Annotated in this window: 19 protein-coding genes; 10 read left to right on the top strand and 9 right to left on the bottom strand. The window is 45.6% G+C overall.

Annotated features, from left to right (window positions below):
* Nucleotides 1-47: 47 nt before the first annotated feature.
* The 5 genes from YC6258_RS20270 to YC6258_RS20250 form a co-directional block, all read right to left on the bottom strand.
* Entirely contained in the window at nt 48-557 is a 510-nt protein-coding gene (locus YC6258_RS20270; protein ID WP_044618535.1) for a glycine cleavage system transcriptional repressor, read from the bottom strand.
* On the bottom strand, nt 557-3451 hold the full coding sequence (gene gcvP / locus YC6258_RS20265) for an aminomethyl-transferring glycine dehydrogenase (RefSeq protein ID WP_044618534.1): 2895 nt from the start codon (nt 3449-3451) through the stop codon (nt 557-559). The genes YC6258_RS20270 and gcvP overlap by 1 nt, the downstream gene beginning before the upstream one ends.
* A gap of 109 nt (nt 3452-3560) precedes the next feature.
* Entirely contained in the window at nt 3561-3947 is a 387-nt protein-coding gene (gcvH, locus tag YC6258_RS20260; protein WP_044618533.1) for a glycine cleavage system protein GcvH, read from the bottom strand.
* Nucleotides 3948-4060: 113 nt separating this feature from the next.
* Nucleotides 4061-5155 (bottom strand): glycine cleavage system aminomethyltransferase GcvT, encoded by a 1095-nt coding sequence (gene gcvT, locus YC6258_RS20255; protein ID WP_044618532.1) that lies wholly within the window; start codon nt 5153-5155, stop codon nt 4061-4063.
* A gap of 142 nt (nt 5156-5297) precedes the next feature.
* On the bottom strand, nt 5298-5504 hold the full coding sequence (locus tag YC6258_RS20250) for a hypothetical protein (protein ID WP_044618531.1): 207 nt from the start codon (nt 5502-5504) through the stop codon (nt 5298-5300).
* A gap of 165 nt (nt 5505-5669) precedes the next feature.
* Here YC6258_RS20250 and YC6258_RS20245 point away from each other — a divergent pair, with 165 nt between their 5' ends.
* On the top strand, nt 5670-6113 hold the full coding sequence (locus YC6258_RS20245) for a hypothetical protein (protein ID WP_044618530.1): 444 nt from the start codon (nt 5670-5672) through the stop codon (nt 6111-6113).
* A 47-nt stretch (nt 6114-6160) separates the two neighbouring features.
* Complete coding sequence (murI, locus tag YC6258_RS20240) at nt 6161-6979, top strand: glutamate racemase (RefSeq protein WP_052830436.1); 819 nt, start codon at nt 6161-6163, stop codon at nt 6977-6979.
* Here the strand turns inward: murI and YC6258_RS20235 are convergent.
* From YC6258_RS20235 to YC6258_RS20225, 3 genes are all read right to left on the bottom strand, one after another.
* On the bottom strand, nt 6954-8954 hold the full coding sequence (locus tag YC6258_RS20235) for a sensor histidine kinase (RefSeq protein WP_044618529.1): 2001 nt from the start codon (nt 8952-8954) through the stop codon (nt 6954-6956). The two genes, murI and YC6258_RS20235, sit on opposite strands and share 26 nt — an antisense overlap.
* Before the next feature lie 9 nt (nt 8955-8963).
* Nucleotides 8964-9821, bottom strand: a complete 858-nt coding sequence (locus YC6258_RS20230; protein WP_044618528.1) for a ketopantoate reductase family protein — start codon at nt 9819-9821, stop codon at nt 8964-8966.
* Between the two features lie 112 nt (nt 9822-9933).
* Nucleotides 9934-10929: a GGDEF domain-containing response regulator gene (locus tag YC6258_RS20225; RefSeq protein ID WP_044618527.1), complete on the bottom strand. Its 996-nt coding sequence runs from the start codon at nt 10927-10929 to the stop codon at nt 9934-9936.
* Nucleotides 10930-11022: 93 nt separating this feature from the next.
* Here YC6258_RS20225 and YC6258_RS20220 point away from each other — a divergent pair, with 93 nt between their 5' ends.
* From YC6258_RS20220 to gspN, 5 genes are all read left to right on the top strand, one after another.
* Nucleotides 11023-11505: a YajQ family cyclic di-GMP-binding protein gene (locus tag YC6258_RS20220; protein ID WP_044618526.1), complete on the top strand. Its 483-nt coding sequence runs from the start codon at nt 11023-11025 to the stop codon at nt 11503-11505.
* 86 nt (nt 11506-11591) lie between these two features.
* Nucleotides 11592-12041 carry an FxsA family protein gene (locus tag YC6258_RS20215; RefSeq protein WP_044618525.1) on the top strand — a complete coding sequence of 150 codons (450 nt, stop codon included), beginning with the start codon at nt 11592-11594 and terminating at the stop codon, nt 12039-12041.
* A 132-nt stretch (nt 12042-12173) separates the two neighbouring features.
* Nucleotides 12174-12464: a co-chaperone GroES gene (gene groES, locus YC6258_RS20210; protein WP_044618524.1), complete on the top strand. Its 291-nt coding sequence runs from the start codon at nt 12174-12176 to the stop codon at nt 12462-12464.
* A gap of 59 nt (nt 12465-12523) precedes the next feature.
* Entirely contained in the window at nt 12524-14170 is a 1647-nt protein-coding gene (gene groL, locus YC6258_RS20205; RefSeq protein ID WP_044618523.1) for a chaperonin GroEL, read from the top strand.
* 192 nt (nt 14171-14362) lie between these two features.
* Complete coding sequence (gene gspN, locus YC6258_RS20200; protein ID WP_044618522.1) at nt 14363-15097, top strand: type II secretion system protein N; 735 nt, start codon at nt 14363-14365, stop codon at nt 15095-15097.
* Here the strand turns inward: gspN and YC6258_RS31045 are convergent.
* Nucleotides 15094-15264 (bottom strand): hypothetical protein, encoded by a 171-nt coding sequence (locus YC6258_RS31045; RefSeq protein ID WP_245627091.1) that lies wholly within the window; start codon nt 15262-15264, stop codon nt 15094-15096. The genes gspN and YC6258_RS31045 overlap by 4 nt on opposite strands.
* Between YC6258_RS31045 and YC6258_RS20195 the strand changes: the two genes are divergently transcribed.
* From YC6258_RS20195 to adk, 3 genes are all read left to right on the top strand, one after another.
* Nucleotides 15194-15979 (top strand): type II secretion system protein N, encoded by a 786-nt coding sequence (locus YC6258_RS20195; protein WP_245627085.1) that lies wholly within the window; start codon nt 15194-15196, stop codon nt 15977-15979. The two genes, YC6258_RS31045 and YC6258_RS20195, sit on opposite strands and share 71 nt — an antisense overlap.
* Nucleotides 15980-16017: 38 nt before the next feature.
* A complete protein-coding gene (gene gspD, locus YC6258_RS20190; protein ID WP_052830435.1) occupies nt 16018-17895 on the top strand; it encodes a type II secretion system secretin GspD in 1878 nt (625 codons plus the stop codon).
* A 263-nt stretch (nt 17896-18158) separates the two neighbouring features.
* Nucleotides 18159-18812, top strand: a complete 654-nt coding sequence (gene adk, locus YC6258_RS20185) for an adenylate kinase (protein WP_044618520.1) — start codon at nt 18159-18161, stop codon at nt 18810-18812.
* Nucleotides 18813-19445 lie beyond the last annotated feature (633 nt).

Here is a 19445-nt window from a genome sequence, read left to right as displayed (position 1 = left end):
AAATAAGGAAGAGGCCAGACATTTGTCTGGCCCTTTTGTGTGCGGAATTACTCAAGAATATCAACGATCAGGTCGTCAGATAATTGTTCCAGAGCGTCTACCACCGTTTGTACTTCCATCGATTCTGGAAGGGTGGCAACAATTTCCGCCGTAAATACCAGGCCGGAAAACATGGGAGCGCTTTCGACTAAGGTCTCAAGGTCTTCCATATTGACACCCAGGCCTGCCAGCACGTTGGATACTTCCTTAACAATCCCCGTTCGGTCATTGGCCGTCACCGTAAAACGAATGTGTTCATAGGCAGAGATTTCGGTGATATCGCTGTAGTCGATGATGACTCTGATTCCAGCACTGATCAGTTTATCCAGTTGAGTATGCAGAGATTTCAGTTTGTCATCATGGCAGTCAATACGAATGATGCCTGCAAATTTGCCGGCCATCCTTGTCATTCTGCTTTCAAGCCAGTTGCCGTCATGCATGGCAACGCATTCGGAAAGTTTTTTGACAATTCCGGGCTGGTCATCAGCCATGACTGTCAGGATCAGTTGTGTGCTCATCAGGCTTCCTCATAGTCAGAAACGGGTGGACAGGTACAGATCAGATTTCTATCGCCATACACATCGTCGATACGGTTGACACTTGGCCAGAATTTGAAAACCTTGCTGTGCGTACTTGGAAAGGCAGCCTGCTCTCGACTATAGCTGTGGGACCAGTTTTGATCCATCAGATCCGCCTGGCTGTGTGGAGCATTGACCAGCGGATTATCTGTCAGTGTCCAGACTCCATTTTTAACCTGATTGATCTCTTTCTTTATTGCAATCATGGCATCGGCAAAGCGGTCAATTTCCTTCTTCGATTCACTTTCTGTCGGTTCAATCATGAAGGTTCCTGCGACAGGAAAGCTCATCGTCGGGGCGTGAAAGCCATAGTCCATCAGCCGCTTTGCTATGTCTACTTCAGTAATACCTGTTTCGTTTTTTAATGGGCGCAGATCAACAATACATTCGTGGGCAACCCGATCATTACGACCGGTGTAAAGGATAGGGTAGTGCTCTTTCAGTCTGTCTTTGAGGTAGTTGGCATTTAGCAATGCCATTTGAGTGGAGACTTTCAGCCCCTGTTTTCCCAGCATTCTGATATACATCCAGCTGATTGGCAGAATACTGGCGCTACCATAAGGTGCTGCTGAGACTGCTCCGCCATGGATGCCAACGTTATGTACCGGATTGACACTGTGGCCTGGCAAAAATGGGGCCAGGTGAGTGCGTACTCCAATCGGGCCCATACCCGGACCGCCGCCACCGTGTGGAATGGCAAAGGTTTTGTGCAGGTTCATGTGAGAAACGTCAGCGCCGATGTCTGCTGGCCGTGTCAGACCCACCTGGGCATTGAGGTTGGCACCATCCATATAAACCTGGGCACCGACAGAATGGATCAGTTCGCAAATCTCTTTGACGCCGTCTTCATACACTCCGTGTGTTGATGGATAGGTCATCATCAGGCAGCTGATTTGATCTTTGAGCTGATCCACTTTTTGATCCAGGTCTGCCCGGTCGACGTTACCATTTTCATCACATTTAACCACGACCACTTTGAGGCCGGCCATTTGTGCAGAAGCCGGATTGGTGCCGTGGGCAGAACTGGGTATCAGACAGATATTTCGATGGAAATCCCCACGGCTCTGGTGATATTTCTGAATGGCCAGCAGCCCGGTGTATTCTCCCTGGGCACCGGAATTAGGTTGTATGCTAACTGCATCAAAACCGGTAATGGCCTTGAGCATATCTTCCAGGCTGGTGATCATGGCCAAATAGCCGCGTGTTTGTTCTGCTGGTGCGAACGGATGAATATCAGCAAATTCAGGCCAGCTAACCGGCATCATTTCTGCTGCAGCGTTCAATTTCATGGTACAGGAACCAAGGCTGATCATTGCCTGGTTAAGAGCCAGATCTTTGCCTTCCAGCAACCGCAGATATCGCATCATTTCTGTTTCTGAATGGTGGCTGTTGAATACTGGATGGGTCATGAATAATGACGTTCGTATCATGGACTCAGGTATCAAATTTGCCGTAACAGATTGATCTGACTGGTAAATATCCCAGTCATTTTGGTCATTGGTGAGAACAGTGACGATTTCTTTTACATCTTCTGCAGTGGTTTTTTCGTGCAGGGAAATGCCAATTTGTTGGTTGTCCGGGTTAACACGGAAGTTGATTTGAGCTGCCTTGGCACGCTCTACAGCAGCTTCGAACGTGGCGTCCATTTGAACCGTCAGGGTATCGAAGCTGGACTGGTTAAGAACGGTCAGACCCGAAGTCCGTAATTTGTTCGCCAGCAAGGTTGTCAGGCGGTGGATACGGGCAGCAATGTCCTTGATACCATCAGGACCGTGATAAATACCGTAAAAGACAGCCATGTTGGCCAGCAAAACCTGCGCGGTACATATGTTGGAGTTGGCTTTTTCGCGACGGATATGCTGTTCCCTGGTCTGTAACGCCATTCGAAGCGCACGATTGCCGCGGCTGTCGATAGAAACACCGATAATTCTGCCTGGGATAGAGCGTTTGTATTTATCCAAAGTGGCAAAAAAGGCGGCATGAGGTCCGCCAAATCCCATCGGTACGCCAAAGCGCTGAGCATTACCCAATACTATATCTGCACCCATTTCCCCAGGTGATTTCAGTAGTGTCAGAGACAGCAGGTCGGCCGCCACAATGGCAATTGCATCACGATCATGCAGTTGTTGGATAAATGGGCCCAGATCCGGAACTTCACCATTCAGTCCGGGATATTGAAACAATGCACCAAACACATCGTGTTGGTGTAATTCAGCCAATGGAGCACTGACAACATCAAAACCGAAGAATTCTGCCCGTGTTTTTACGACGTCCAACGTCTGTGGCAGCACATTTTCATCCACAAAGAACAGCTGGCTCTTGTTTTTCCGAACGGAACGTTTGGCCATTGCCATGGCTTCTGCTGCTGCGGTGGCTTCATCGAGCAGAGAGGCGTTGGCCATTTCCATACCGGTCAGATCAATGATCATCTGTTGGAAGTTGAGCAGAGCTTCCAGGCGGCCTTGGGCAATTTCTGGCTGATAAGGTGTATAGGCAGTGTACCAGCCCGGATTTTCCAGAACATTTCTGAGAATAACATTGGGAACCTTGGTGTCGTGATATCCCATACCAATGTAGTTTTTACAGATAATGTTCTGCCGGGCCATGGCATGTAATTCATTCAGGGCGACACTTTCCGGAACACCCTCCGCCAAAGCCAGCTCCTCTTTCAGGCGAATCGAATCCGGTACGATCTGCTGTACCAGGTCTTCCAGAGATTCAGCACCTGAAGTCGTCAGCATTGCCTGTATATCTGCTTCTTTAGAGCCGATATGGCGATACAGAAATTCATCATGATTTTGCAGTTGCAGTAACGTTTTTGAGCCTGTGGTCATGGGACACCTGAAAGGACGAAAATATTAGGAGACTGGCCTGTGGTGGGCAGGCAAAATTATAGATTGGGTTTTGGGGGGCCGGTTGAGCCGGCTTCCCCAGGATTGAAGGTCAGTCTGAGCACTGATCCTGATAGGATTCAGCATCCATCAAGTCTTCAGCAGCTTCGCCTTCAGCCAGCTGTATTTTGAAGAACCAGCCGTTTTCATACGGATCTTCATTCACCAGTTCAGGTGAATCAACCAGGGTTTCGTTGATTTCAATAACAGTTCCGGTTGCGGGGGCATAAATATCCGAAGCCGCTTTCACAGATTCAACCACAGCGATGGAATCTCCGGCAGTCACCTCGGTGCCTTCTTCAGGCAGATCGACGAAAACGACATCCCCCAATTGTTCCTGGGCAAAGTCTGTGATCCCAATCGTAATGATATTCTCAGATTCTTCACGGACCCATTCGTGAGACGAGGTATATTTCAAATCACCGGGAATGTTGCTCATCTTTAGTAATCCTAGTTGCGTTGCTTTTTTGGATTTCAGCCGGAGAATGGCTGAAATCCCGAATAAATGCTGTTGAGTTTACAGGCAGAGCCTATGATATTGATTCGATCTGGCTACTCAAATACTTTTTTGCCTGCTCTTACAAACGGCAGTTTGACGATACGGGCCTGAATGCGCTTGCCGCGTATGTCAACATGGCATGTTCCGGCAGCATCAGCGGGTACCCGGGCAAAGGCGATGGAAATGCCCAGAGTTGGGGAAAATGAACCGGATGTAATTTCACCAGTTACCTCAGTATGACTGAAGTGAACGGTCTGGTGAGGACGCATAATGCCTCTCTCTTCTAGCACCAGTCCAGTCAGTTTATAAGATACACCGGCTTGTTTTTGCTGTTCCAGTGCGCTTCGACCAATGAAATCGCGCCCGACAGGTTCCCAGGCGATGGTCCATCCCATGCCGCTTTCAAGCGGGGAAACGGATTCATCCATGTCGTTGCCATAGAGATTCATGCCGGCTTCCAACCTTAGGGTATCACGTGCGCCCAGGCCGCAGGGATGTACTCCAGCGTTTTTAAGTTTTGACCAGAATTCTGCTGCTTGTGTATCGGGTAGCATGATTTCCAGGCCGTCTTCACCGGTATAACCGGTTCTGGCAATGTACCAGTCCTGACAGAATTTTCCCTGGAAAATGGCGAGAGATTTTATGGTGTCAGCCATTTCGAGTACGACTGAACAGCATTTTTCGATGGCTTCCGGTCCTTGTATGGCAATCATTGCCAGTTGAGGGCGCTCAGAAATGGTAACGGAATAATCGGCGGCTTGCTGATTGATCCAGTTCAGATCTTTCTCGCGGGTAGCACAATTGACCACCAGACGGTAGCCATAATCGGTGAGGTAACAGATAAGATCATCAATGACCCCTCCCTGTGGGTTCAGCATTCCGGAATAAAGTGCTTTTCCTTCGATTTTCAGTTTATCAACGTCATTGGCCAGCAGTTTTTGCAGGAATGCCTTGCTGTCTTTGCCTTCAACGTCTACAACCGTCATGTGTGAGACATCGAACATACCTGCACCGGCCCTTACGGCTTCGTGTTCTTTCACTTGCGAACCGTAATGAATGGGCATTTCCCAGCCGCCAAAATCGACCATTTTGGCCTGACTGTCGATGTGGGATGAGTACAAAGGCGTACGTTTCAGAGTCAATGACATTAGTTCTGGCCTCGCTTGGGATTTGAATCAATCATTGGGCGGGGCAGGTTAATCGATTCCCTTGCGTATGTGAATCTGGGCTGATTCGAATTATTTTATGGCATCCCATTAGAAAAACTAAGGTGTATGAAATTTAACCAGCTTAATGCCGGTTAAGATTTTTAAAAGGATATGGGTGGGTGTCTTGTTTACACAGTCTGATCATGATTAGAGAACTGAGCAAAGCAGCATCTGTCGCTATTTTTTGCAATTCTGACAACGACAACTGACGGACATTTTCTGGACCACGGCAGTACCAGATGATTTCAGTATCGGACAACAATCGCTTACCGAGTATAACTTGATTCATAGTAGCTTCCTTCAGTGACGAATACTGTTGTTATCGGCGTGTTGATGAGTTTCTAAACTAAAAAAAATCATCAGCTAGCAAAATATGCTGAGTGAGAGTGGTGTTTACTGCCACCAAAACAGGGTCATATCACTGACTATAATAGAATCAAAAAGGATAGCCATTATGTTGCTGCGTTTGCTGGTAGTCTGTGTGTGGGTGATGGTACCGATTGTTTCGAATGCTGAAACCAATCTGCATTACCGGATATATGAAATGCCCACAGAAGTGGTCAGTGTTCAGACTGAGGGGCAATGGCAACAGGGAACTCGACAGGGGTACTTTCGGCTGATTATTACAGCACACCAAAGTCGTTATCTGACTCACCAGTTATGGATACAATGGATATGTGACTGCGAGGAGGGCAGGGTGTCGATGGTAAATGTTACCGAGATCAGTCACGAAGGGCCATTCCGAATTGTCGGGTTACCGGAATTCGGCTCCAGGGGAAAGGTTGTTTTTTTAAATCTGACTCTGGAAAATGCTCATACCCATGAAAAATTCCGAGCCCAGGTGCAGATCATCGGACCAGGCAGTTACCGCTTTGTCAGTGAGCGGCTTCGACAATAGTACAGAGCTGTTATAATCCGGCCAGTTTTATTTAAGTATCTATATATATGAGTGAACCTGTCAGAGTTTTAGTATTTGATTCCGGTGTTGGTGGTTTATCTATCGTTGCAGAAATAAAAAAACTGGTCTCAGGGGTTGATATTTTCTTTGCGGCCGATAACGCAGCTTTTCCTTATGGGATCCGGGAAGAAAGTTTTCTGGTGTCACGTATTCAACAGGTCATGATGCGGTTACAGTCATACTGCCATGCCGATATGATTGTGGTAGCTTGTAATACCGCCAGTACCGCTGCTCTTGGTATGCTCAGATCTCATTTTGATATTCCTGTCGTTGGGGTGGTTCCGGCTATCAAACCGGCGGCTGAACAGTCGCAGACAGGTAAAATAGGACTGCTGGCAACTCCGGCGACGATTGCCAGACCCTATACTCGAAAATTGATCCATGATTTTGCCAGTCATTGTGAGTTGCGCATGATCGGTAGTTCCCGATTAGTGGAGATTGCTGAGCAAAAGTTGCGTGCTGAAACGGTCAATCTTGCCGAAATTGCTGACATCCTGTCACCGTTCAGTGATTTTCAGGATATGGATCGTATGGTGCTGGCTTGCACTCATTTCCCTTTGTTGCGTGAGGAGATCCAGGAGGTTTTGGGTGCGGGTGTGGTTTGTGTTGATTCTGGAGGAGCCATTGCCCGCCGGGTATTGAGTCTCATTCAGCGTCAATCTTTATCGGACCGAAAAGGCCATGATCCTGCATCTTTGGCGAGGGTGATTTTTACCCGTGAGGATCACATGCAGCCATATCTGGAATGCTGCGACCATTGGCCGGCAAAGCATTATGTCGTTATTGATACGCCATTGGTAATTTGAGAACGAACGTTGTGCCGGCGCCAGGCGTTGATTTTGCCTCCATGGTGCCGTGATGATGTGAGGTAATAATAAAATAAGAGACGGACAGTCCAAGACCGGTACCAACACCAATATCCTTAGTGGTAAAAAACGGCTCAAAAATTCGTTTGCGCGTTTCTTCTTCCATTCCCAGGCCATTGTCGTGAATTTCAATGACACAACAGTCTCCATCGTTATGACAGCTAATGGAGATCAGGCCTTGGTAATTGTCTGGGTGGGTGTCATATTTTTCCCTGATGGTTTGGGCAGCATTCTTCAGAAGGTTAATAATTACTTGTTCAATTTCTTGTTTTGCACAAGAGATAATATGTTGATTTGCTTCACAGGTATTCAGAATGGAAATTTGCTGTGATTCAAAGCCTTGTTTCAGGTCAAAGTCACTGCTGGCAATCTCCAGTGCTTCGGTAACGATGGTATAGACATCTTGAGGACTTAGATCGCGACCGGACTTGCGACTGAACTGCAGCATGTTTGTGACGATGTGGGCGGCCCTGTCCCCGGCCTGATAAATGTTGTCGATAAAGGCCAGGATATTTCGTTGTTCCAGATATTGTCGTATGGCTACGATATCGACGGACAACTGTTCGGCAACTTCACGGTTTTTTTCCATCTCCGGATCAAGTCGCCTCATAATATTTTGGGCACCCTGGATGATGGCACTTAGAGGGTTGTTGATTTCATGCGCCATACCGGCTGCCAGCCCGCCTACGGACATCATTTTTTCCGTCTGCACAATCACTTCCTGGAGCTGCATTTTTTCGGTGACGTCGTCTATGCGGATCACAGATCCGCTGGTATCAGATTGCATGAGTGGGTAAATCGTCAGATTCAATAGTAACTGCTTGCCATTGTGGTGTCTGAAACTGACTTTTTCGATCACTCTTGTCTCCCTCTCAATTACAGCATGGCTGATATCGTCCATATAATCTGCCAGTAGCGGGAAAGCCTGCTCCAGACTGTCACCCAATGCTACTTCCAGGGAAGTACCGCTGAGGCTGGTTGCTTCCGTATTCCACAGAGTGACAAAAAAATGATCATCCATTGCAATTAACGCTGACGGCATGGAGTTAATAATGGAGTTCAAATATGTTTGAAATTCAGTGAGCTTTCGTTCGATCTTGGTTCTGACATGTACCTCAAACTCCAGCTTACGATTGGCTTCTTTGGTTTCCGTGGCTAGCTTTTGTGCATTCAGTTCGCTGAGTTCAGCTTTTTCTTTTTCTTCATGTAGTTGCAGGTCCCGTATCTCGATACGACTGAGCATGCCATTGAATGCATCTACCAATGCACCAATTTCATCATTGTTTATCTTTTGGGCTCGAACGTGAAAGTCTTCCTTGGAATATACGATATGTGAAATCTTCATCAAGTGAGCGATAGGGTTGGTAATACTTCTCTGAACAACCGTGGTACCAATAAACGTTAGGACAATGGCAACCAGCTGAACCAGGCAAAACGTTGCCAGTCCGGTCAGAAAAATATCCTTTAGCAGACGGTCCTGACCTATCAGGGCCAGTTCAAATAAATGTTCCTGACTGTTAAGTACCGAGAACGATAGCTGCTGGTCAATGTGAAACATTGATTCAATTGCGTGGATGTCTATACCGGAAAAGGCGTATCCGGCTGGATATTGGGCATATAACGCTCCATCCCGATAAATGGCTGCAGCAGTGATTAATGGAAATTCATCAATCCAGGCAAGTGCGGATACGGCCTGTTCTTGCGAGTCCAGAATCCTGGCAAGGTATGGGTCTGTATTCAGCAGGTGTGCGACTGATCTGAGTGATTCTGACGTAATGCGGTCACTTGATAGGTTGTAGGTAATGCTGATCAAAGTGATGAGTGCAAGAAGACTGAGCATGGTCATTATCGAAAATGCCAGAAACAGTATTTTTCTGCGAATAGGCAGTCCTGAATACCATCGTTTAATAAACATAAGCGTTCTTTACTTTTGTATAAGTTTGGACACCGCTGTCAGCATTTGGCGATTGGCAGGCGTCGCCACACCGAGTCGTGTTCCTTCGGTGACAATGTAGCCATTGATATATTCAAGCTCCAGACTTTTACCATTCAGGTAGTCCTGTCGTGTCGAAGAGCTGTTGTCGGCGGTGTTTTTCAGCACCTGATGAACTACCTGGCGGGTGTCAGGTAAGGATATGCCTTGTCTAAGTGCAATCTGTTCAACTTCAGAACAGATGGAATCCACGATAGTCTGTGTGTCGGAATAACTCAGCAGTTCGCCATTTTTGCAATTGTTTATGACCGTCAAAGGGTTAATCGCGCAGTTTACTGCCAGTTTCAACCATAGTTTTGTGATGATGTTTTCTGACCAGAGAAAACAATTTGGCAGTGTGGGGATGGATTCGGGTCTTTGGCCATTAGGGTGGCCAATGTGAATTTCGCCTTCTCCTGCATATATCAGCTTTCCATTAGCCCAGTATGCGCCATGACTGACTGAACCATAGAGAACCGGGTTGTGGGGGTAGGTTGTAGACAGTTCCTGTTGATGTCCCATCCCATTGGCCAGATCAATAATTATGGTATCGCTACTAATCAGATGTTCGATTGAGCGGGTTGCAGTAATGACATGTTGGGCTTTGGTACAAAGCAGTAAATGGGAAGCTGGTCTGTTTTCGTCCAGGCCCTTAAAACGATAATGCGCCACGGTATCATGTCGATTCCTTGTGACATCGAACTTTGGCGTACGAGCCCTGTCGATCAGAATGGCTTGGTGAGTATTGTCTGCAAGCAGAGTGGCTAATAATGTGCCAATGGCTCCTGCCCCTAATATATGAAATACCAAAATATGCACCAACTTGATTGGATATCAGGGTATTGTGTAGAAACGCCCGGACTGGCGCAATCATGGAAGTGAATCCGGCAGATAGGTGAGAGACAGGATGGGTGGACGTTATTTACTGCACGACGGTAATTTCTGTTGATCCGCGTGACCCCTTGCTGTCAAACCAGCTTTCAACCCGTTTAGATTCTTTCGACTTGGCCAATAAATTGATGCCTTTTTGAATCAGTTCCTTCGAATCCTGGATTGGGTGGTTGTGGTTAACCTGGATAAATGACACGCTCAGATCAATGGTCAGATAGCCTGCTGAGGTAAGATAGCTGCGTTTTTCCAGGCCTTCATAAACACGCTTGAAGGAGTGGGGGTTGCAGGTCTCTCCATCCTGCAGCATGAATAATACAGCCAGGGTATTGCCATTGACTCTGGCTGTCAGATCCATGGGGCGGACGAATTGACGAAGGCGTTCTGCAACAATCTTTTGCAATTCCCTGTATATGTGGTGCCCATGTGTTGTCTGAATATCATTCGCATTTTCCACTCTCACCGTCAACAGCCCTATTGCTCCGCCGCGTTGAGCCACTTGTTTGGTGCCTTTGGATATCTGGCTTAACAATAAAGCGGGTGTTCCAATTCCGCTTTCTGTATCCCACAAAGTGTTTTTGCGCAGCTGTAGAACCTGATGTTCAAGGGCTTTGTGGCGGATAATAGCGTTATTCTGTTGTACCGAGGAACGAGTGGCAGCGAGGGTTCTGGGCAATAATTGTTGTTTAATGTCTGTCTTGCTGATGAAATCGTCCACCCCTTTGTTGAATGCTTCCTCTATAGCATCGTTCGAGTCCTTGGCGGTCAAAAGCATAACGTATGTAAAGAACCCTTGTTCCTGGTTCAGTTTGCGCACTGCTTTGGTTAGTTTAAGACCATCAATTTCCGGCATAATCCAGTCGGCCATCAGAATGTGAGCGGGGCGGGCTTTTAGTGCCTCGATTGCTTCAAAAGCAGAGGATGTCACACGGATGTCAGTGTAATTTGCAGATAACAGCACTTTCTTGATCAGGGCACTACTGAACTTGGCATCGTCGACGATAACAATCGATATATCTGACTTTTTCAAAAGAGCCTTCCTTGACTGGCCTGGGAAATTGCCACATTGTACCCCATTATTCTATGAGTTATCAGTATTTGTTCGCATATTAAGGAGTTAATAATGCCATCTTTTGATGTCGTTTCTGAAGTAGATAAACATGAATTGACCAATGCTGTAGACCAAGCCAGAAGAGTTGTAGAGACCCGTTTTGACTTTAAGGGAGTGGAAGCTGAATTTGAATTGCAGGATGGACAGGTAATTCTCATTAGTGAGGCCGACATCCAGATCAGACAAATGAGGGAAATTATAGAGCAGGCATTCATTAAGCGGGGAATCGATATGAAATGCCTGGACTGGGCAGAACCTATAGTTTCAGGGCAGCGTATAAGGCTTGTTGCCACGGTTAAGCAAGGAATAGATAAGGAGCTTGGTAAGAAAATCGTGAAGTTGATCAAAGACTCCAAGATAAAAGTGCAGGCAGCCATTCAGGGAGATCAAGTCAGGGTGACCGGAAAGAAACGAGACGATTTGCAGCAAGCTATATCCTTGCTGAGGGAATCAGAGCTCGAGTTGCCTCTTCAGTTCAATAATTTTCGGGATTAGCCGTTAGTCTGTTTTCCGCTACACGGTTGAATATCCCGGAACCATGACAATATAGTGGGTTATCCTTTCTGTATAGAGTGACGTGAATGCCGTTAATATTTGTTTTGTTACTTGCTTTTATCATTGAATTAATCGTTTTGATTAAAGTGGGGGCGCTTATTGGTGCGATTAATACAGTGCTGCTGGTGTTTTTGACAGCGACAATAGGCATAGCGATTATTTTCAGGCAGGGTTTTACTGTACTGCAACGCGCTCAGGTGTTGTCACAGGAAGGAAAGGTTCCAGCACTTGAGCTGGTGGAGGCGTTGCTGTTGCTGGTGGCGGCTGTTTTGTTGTTTACCCCGGGCTTTATTTCGGATTTTATGGGGTTTATGCTCTTGGTCCCTCCGTTGAGGGCTCATCTGGCGAAAACGACAATTGGTAAGGCGATTGCCCGCAAGACTTATTTCAGAGGCCCTGCTGGCGGTGGCAATCGCTCCAGTCAGAGAGGGCAGATTATCGAAGGTGAGTACACCGATCTGGAAAAAAAAGAATAAAAATAAATCTTTTACCTATTGAAATCCTGAACCTGATCCCCAACTTCGGGGAAGTCAAAATTAACATGACTCTCCGTAGGGAGTCTCTTAAATAACTTTATTACAAATCATATTTGACAGGAGAAACGGTCAATGAATATCCGTCCTTTGCATGATCGCGTTGTGGTACGCCGTATGGAAGAAGAAACCACTACAGCAGGCGGCATCGTACTACCAGGGTCCGCCAAGGAAAAACCGCAGCAGGGTGAAGTTCTTGCTGTGGGTAATGGTCGCATACTGGAAAATGGAGAGGTGAGACCTCTGGACGTAAAAGTGGGTGACACAGTGGTATTTGGCCAGTATGCCGGGCAGGTTGTAAAAATTGACGGCGAAGAGCTTCTTATGATGAGCGAGTCCGACATTTTTGGTGTGTTGGAAAAGTAAAGTTCGGCTCCTAGTGTAAAGTTAATTGGTTAATTGAATTCTTTGAAAGGAAAAAAATAATGGCAGCTAAAGACGTTAAGTTCGGTAATTCTGCTCGTGCAAAAATGTTAACAGGTGTAAACCTGCTGGCAGACGCAGTTAAAGTGACCTTGGGACCTAAAGGCCGTAACGTTGTCCTGGACAAGTCGTTTGGTGCTCCTGCGGTTACTAAAGACGGTGTTTCCGTTGCGAAAGAAATTGAGCTGAAAGACAAGTTCGAAAACATGGGTGCGCAGATGGTTAAAGAAGTAGCATCCAAAGCCAATGATGAAGCCGGTGATGGTACCACTACGGCAACCGTTCTTGCCCAGGCTTTCGTAACTGAGGGTCTTAAGGCAGTAGCGGCGGGCATGAACCCTATGGATCTCAAAAGAGGGATCGATAAAGCATCTGCGGCAGTTGTTGAAGAATTAAAGAAAATTGCTGTGCCATGTACTGATTCCAAAGCGATTGCTCAGGTTGGAACTATTTCCGCTAACTCTGATGCAACAATTGGTGACTTGATTGCCAAAGCAATGGAAAAAGTTGGTCAGGAAGGTGTGATCACTGTTGAAGAAGGCAGTGGTTTCGCTGACGAGCTGGATGTTGTGGAAGGTATGCAGTTTGACCGCGGTTATCTGTCTCCGTATTTCATTACGAACCAGGAATCCATGAGTGCAGAACTGGAAAATCCTTACATCCTGTTGGTTGATAAGAAGATTTCCAACATTCGTGATCTGATCCCTGTGCTTGAAGGCGTAGCCAAAGCCAGCCGTCCGTTGATGATCATTGCTGAAGACGTTGAAGGCGAGGCCCTGGCGACTCTGGTTGTGAACAATATGCGAGGTATTGTTAAAGTTGCAGCAGCTAAGGCTCCTGGGTTCGGTGATCGTCGTAAGGCAATGCTGCAAGATCTGGCGATTCTGACTGGTGGTACCGTAATTTCTGAAGAAGTTGGCCTGAGCCTCGAAAGTGCCACTCTTGAACACCTGGGATCAGCAAAACGTATTACTCTGACCAAAGAAAATACCACTGTGGTCGATGGTGCGGGAGCTGAGGCTGATATCAAAGCGCGTGTAGAGCAGATCCGTGCGGAAATCGAACAGTCTAGCTCGGATTATGATAAAGAAAAGCTTCAGGAACGCGTAGCTAAATTGGCCGGTGGTGTAGCTGTTATCAAAGTTGGTGCGGCCACTGAAGTTGAAATGAAAGAGAAGAAAGCTCGCGTTGATGACGCGTTGCATGCTACTCGCGCAGCGGTTGAAGAGGGCGTTGTACCTGGTGGTGGTGTGGCGCTTGTTCGCGCAACTTCTATGGTGTCAGATCTGGTTGGCGATAACGAAGATCAGAATGTTGGTATTAATCTGGCTCTGCGTGCTATGGAAGCACCTCTGCGTCAAATTGTTGACAATGCTGGTGAAGAGGCCGCTGTTGTTCTGTCTAAAGTGAAAGACGGTTCAGGTAACTTTGGTTACAATGCTGGCACCGGAGAGTACGGTGATATGGTTGAAATGGGTATCATTGACCCAGCCAAAGTAACCCGTACTGCTTTGCAAGCGGCATCTTCTGTGGCTGGTCTGATGATTACCACTGAAGCAATGGTTACTGAATTACCTGAAGAAAAACCAGCTGCCGGTGCTGATATGGGTGGCATGGGAGGTATGGGCGGCATGGGTGGAATGATGTAATCCACTAGCCCAGCCAATCCAAAAAGCCCGCAGATCTGCGGGCTTTTTTGTGTGGGTAGTGTAATAAATTTTCTGGCAGTGCGAAGTGAATCTTATTTTGGTAAACCATTGTGAGGAAATGCACTTGTTTTTAAATAAATGTGGTATCTTGTTGATTATCTTGAACTATTATCTACAAAAGATTATTGCTAAATGTTGAAAGCCCGGATATGGATTCCCCTGTTTGTTGTTTTATACCTGCTGTTTGCGCTGGTTAATACACCTGTAAGTTTTATATGGAGACAGGTTTCTCCTCACTTGCAGGTGCGGAATATAAAGCTAAGTAATTTAAATGGGACTTTATGGCAAGGTAGTGGCAATATTTCTTTTAACCGAGAAATGGCGACGGTTAAATGGCAAATAAATCCTGCAAGTCTGCTAATGGCCAGAGTTGCAGGTGATATAACAATTACCAATCCCGTTGCTGATGTAAGTGGTCACTTATCTGCCGGGTTCTCCGGATTTAAAGTGAACGACTTGCACGGTTATCTGGAAGATAAATTAGTAAATCCTTATTTGACTGGATATAAGTTGAGTGTATCCGGGCGTCTTTGGGTGGAAACGGTTTCACTCCAGGGAACTTATACTGGTGTTGTGTCTGACATCAATGCAAAGGCTAACTGGACAGGTGGTAATGTAAGTTACCCAGTTGGTCGGGATATGCATACACGTGATATTCCTGCTATGGACATAATTGCAACTCCGGTCGCAGATAAAACGACATTTTCAATTCGGGATAAAGAGGCTAAGCCTATTGTTTCGGGAGAACTACAGGCTGATGGATGGATGACTGTGAATATACACAAGCATATCGTGGAGGTTGCCAAGGAGGCATGGCCGACCGGCAATCAGGATGTCATATTCAGCTCTAAACAAAAGGTATTTTAGTGCATGGTGTCTTCTAAACTGGTGTTAACCATTTCATCGAAATTGATGCCTTGGTTGATAATGGTGGTTGTGGTACTGGCGGCCAGATGGGCTGCGCTGGCAACATGGGCGTTTATTTCACCTCCGCCAGAGGTGCTTGTTCCTGTATTAAAAACAGATAGTTCCATGAGAACTTCAAATACCGCTAATGATGTTGGTAGTCGGTTACCCGGTGCGCATCTATTTGGTGAGGCCAAGGAAGAGGTGCCGGTGGAGACTGCGGTCATTGAAGATGCTCCTGACACGCGTTTAAGTCTGGAACTTCAGGGCGTGTTTGCTACTGAGGACCCGATGCTTGGAACGGCTGTGATTGCCAAGAAAAAAGCTGATGGTGAATATTTTCATGTCAATGATGATATTTTTGGGCAGGCGAAGCTGGTTCAGGTTTTTGAGGACCGGGTCATACTTGAACGGAATCGCCAGCATGAAACATTGCGGTTTGAAGAACGGCCGAGTGATCAGACATTTGTCAGTAGTGGCCGGATGAATGACGATATCGTTGATCAGCGTGAAAACGATAACTCGTCTCCAATGGAGCAGGCGGTAGAAAATATGGTGTCATCTATTAGGGATGAGGCCATGAATGACCCACAGGGGCTGGTGAATAGAATGGGACTTGAGGTCACTGATGATGGTTATCGAGTAACCAGGAGAGCCAGGCAACTGATGGCTCTTGGTTTGAGAGCTGGGGATGTTGTGGTCGCAGTAAATGACAACCCAGTCGGTAACATAAGTCAGGACCAATCTATGGTTGACCAGGTTATTGCTGGTGGCGATGTAAAAATCGAGATTCAACGTGGTAGCCGAAGGTTTACCATTTATCATTCAATTCCAAGATTTTAATGAGGATCTCCTTTTAGTAGAAGGATGAGGGATATTCAGTGTTAAAGAAAAAACTACTTATATTGCTGTTATGGTTCATGTCTGCATATGTGGTTGCGGAAGATTCCTGGACTATTAATTTGAAAGATGCGGACATTCGTACGTTTGTCGAGCAAGTGGCTGAAATAACTGGTAAAACCTTCGTCGTTGATCCTACAGTCAAAGGCAGAATTACTGTCATATCCAATGAAAAACTTGGAAAAAAAGGAATATATGAAGTATTTCTTTCCATTTTGGATATTCATGGATATTCCGCTGTTCAGCAGGATGGCATTGTCAAAATCGTGAAACAGGCTGATGTTAAGTCCATTGGATTAGATGTTGATCTGAAAGATCTTGCCAAAGGGCAGAAGATTGTAACAAGAGTGATTTTTGTTCAAAACCGACTCGCCACAGAGCTTGTACCCATTTTACGCCCTATGGTTGCCAAGTATGGTCATTTGGCGGCTGTCAGTTCAGCCAATGCAATCATTATCAGTGACACTGCATACAACATCGAACGAATTGAAACCATTATTAAATCTCTCGATATTTTAAACAGCGAAGAGATTGAAGTTGTTCCTCTGGAAGAAGCATGGGTCGGAAATATTGTTGGGCTGTTAGAGAGCTTGGTACCGGAGGAAGTGGCAGCGGCTAATGATAAGAGTGCCGTTTCCGGCAGAATAAGGGTGGTGGCAGATGAGCGTAGCAACTCTATTATTCTGAAAGGAGAAGCGGCTTATCGTGATCGAATTAAGAAATTGATCAAGACTCTGGATAAGCCCACCACGCAGAGTGCCAGCTCGAAAGTGATATTCTTGAATAATGCCAATGCCACCTCTATGGCTGAATTGCTGACAGGCTTTTCTGGTTCGGTTGAACAGTCACAGAAGGGCTCTTCTGATTCTGCTCAGCCAATTACAGAAACTGCAATTCTGGCCAATGAGGATCTGAACGCTTTGGTGATACGTGCAGAGCCTTTTGTGCTAGCTGAGTTGGAGGGAATCATCAACGAACTGGATGTGCCCAGGGCTCAGGTGTTGATCGAGGCTGCAATTGTAGAGGTATCCAGTAGCAATGCATTTGAGCTTGGTATTCAGCTGGTTAGTGATTATCAGGAGCTTGAGAATGGTACTCCGTTCGTGGCTAGTCAGTTTGGGGACGGTGATTCGACAATTTCAAGTATTGCATCGAATGTATCGAGTACTGGATTACCAACACTTACTAATGGATTAAATGTTGCTGCTTATACTCCGGATTTAAATCTGGGAGCTATTCTGAAAGCTATTCAAACGGACTCTAAGGCGAATCTGCTGTCCACACCGAGTGTTATGACATTGGATAACAGTGAGGCTTATATTCTGGTTGGCCAAACGGTTCCATTTGAAACTACTACGCAAACCACATCCAATTCAACTCCCTATAAAACGATTACCCGTGAAGATGTCGGTACGTCATTGACTGTGACTCCGCATGTTCAGAATGATGGTAAAGTAAGAATGGAAATAGATCAGCAGACAGAGTCAGTTATCGACAACTCGTCAAGTGGTACTACGGATAAACAAACTAACAAGCGGCAGATTACAACGTCTGTTATCGTTCAGGACCAGCAGACTATTGTATTGGGTGGTTTGATTCAGGAAGATATAAATATATCAGCTCAGAAAGTCCCGTTTTTGGGTGATATTCCGGGTCTAGGAGTTTTGTTTCGCTCTAAATCGAGTTCTGTTACGAAGACAAACTTATTGGTGTTCATTCGACCAACCATTGTATCCGAAAAGGTTACCGAGATCTCCGATTCCAAGCTGAGAGGTTTGTGGGAGATGAGAATAGGGTATGATGAAGATAGTAATTCCCCACCTTCATTTGAACAGCTGTTTTCAATGCCTGATCAGTAAATGGTTATTGGATTTGGCGCTTGTCATTGATATTCAAAAGGAGATGTGAGTAACTCACATCTCCTTTTGCTTTTGGGGCATCCGGATAAAGGTTCTGGCTATTTTCGACCTTTGTAGCCTTGTTAATGGTCCGATTGGAAGGTATCTTTGCCTATATACCTTTAAAATAATCAAGAATATAGAATACTTTCTAAATATCTAACGGATACCGTCTGGATACCTTTTCCACTGTTTTTTAATTAATGCTAAGGAGAAATCTCCTCATGAGAGTGATTTTATTGGGTGCGCCTGGCGCAGGTAAGGGCACACAGGCGCAAGCTATTTGCCAGACATTTAATATTCCTCAGATCTCAACTGGAGATATGTTGAGGGCGGCTGTAAAGGCAGAATCTGAAACTGGTTTGAAGGTGAAGGAAATAATGACTAGTGGAGGACTTGTATCAGATGACATCATTATCGATCTGATCAAGGAGCGAATTCAGGAACAAGACTGTCAAAATGGTTTTTTGTTTGATGGTTTTCCAAGAACGATTCCGCAGGCAGATGCCCTGAAAAACAATGGTGTATCTATTGATTACGTGGTTGAAATTGATGTTCCTGACAATGTCATTGTTGAACGGTTAAGTGGTCGTCGTATCCATGAGCCTTCCGGGCGGGTCTATCATATTTCACACAACCCCCCAAAAGTGGAAGGAAAAGATGATGAAACAGGGGAGTTACTAATACAACGTCCGGATGATACCGAAGAAACTGTAAAGAAAAGACTCTCTGTTTATCATGAACAGACAAAGCCGTTGGTTTCCTATTACCAATCCTGGGCTGAAGCAGATACAGAGAATGCGCCTAAATATTGTTATATTGAGGGCGTTGGTGATGTCAAAGAAATTGAGAGCAGAGTACTTGGCTGCTTAAAATAATTGGTTCCTTTATTTATTGTATTTAATAGAGAGTTTTAAACTCTCTATTTTTTTGAGTTTAGTATTGATCTATGGTCAACCTTTGAAAAAGTTGTCAATTGAAGCCCTGTGTAGCCCAGTCTATCTCTCTCAATCCCATTCTACCTGCTAACTTTCTCTGATGTTGGAGCATCATATAAAAGGCTGCATCAAAACCCTGGTCGCGCACATTGTACTTTTCTACTTCTTCTGAGAGTGGGTGTATAGGGCAGTCTATTTTATGTGTGTGGCGTTTTTTCAGAATTTATCGAACTTCCTGGTGGTTACGTTGTGTGCTTGCTTCCTGTAGGTAACTGAATCGCACAAACGGTGTTAAGGCAGAATCTGGTATCGCAAATCGTATCTTTTTTTCTGGTCTGAATACATTTTCATATATGTAATGTGAAGAAGGATTCACTGTATAAGCTATTGTTATATCTGCTTAAGGGCTTCCACGGTATATGTTTCCTTGACAATGGGTCTTGGAAAGTCTCAGCTGATTTTATGGTAGGTTTCAGAAAACCTTTTTGTCAGTTGCTTATTATCTAATTTGATTTAATGGCATGTGAATGTCGGGGTATTGCTAATGTACGCCTATCCATCATTTGTTCTCAC

Origin of the sequence: Gynuella sunshinyii YC6258 (genome assembly GCF_000940805.1) — a bacterium.
In the GTDB taxonomy this organism is placed as follows: Bacteria; Pseudomonadota; Gammaproteobacteria; order Pseudomonadales; family Natronospirillaceae; genus Gynuella; species Gynuella sunshinyii.
The sequence above is the reverse complement of the archived record's forward strand: the minus strand, read 5'-3'. Positions and strand labels throughout refer to the sequence as shown.